The sequence below is a fragment of the Vibrio sp. 10N.222.46.A1 genome (assembly GCF_041473595.1).
Taxonomy (GTDB): Bacteria; Pseudomonadota; Gammaproteobacteria; order Enterobacterales; family Vibrionaceae; genus Vibrio; species Vibrio tasmaniensis_A.
Map to the genome: position 1 here is coordinate 1 of NZ_JBFRSN010001297.1, position 275 is coordinate 275.

Consider the following 275-nt stretch of genomic DNA (forward strand, 5'->3'; position numbering starts at 1 on the left):
GTAGAACAGACCCTGCAAGATATTTCAGGGGCTGTGAGCGAAATATTCAGCATGGCAGAGCAGATCGCAACCGCAACTGAAGAGCAAGCAGTAGTGACTCAAGATATTGCTCAGAACGTTGTCGCGGTAGAGCAGAAGTCGACAGAATCTACGACAGGCGCAACGCAAATTGCTGCAACAGCGAAAGAGCAGGCTGAGTTGGCAACATCGCTGAAAGAGCTCTCGAATACGTTTAAGAGTTAGCAACTCAGAGCTAGAAGCTTTCTATCGCATAT

The 275-nt window shown here is 48.0% G+C and carries 1 pseudogene; it reads left to right on the top strand.

Going from position 1 to position 275, the window contains the following annotated elements:
• A pseudogene (locus AB4496_RS26085) lies at window positions 1-243 on the top strand (methyl-accepting chemotaxis protein); the annotation flags it as partial.
• Window positions 244-275 lie beyond the last annotated feature (32 nt).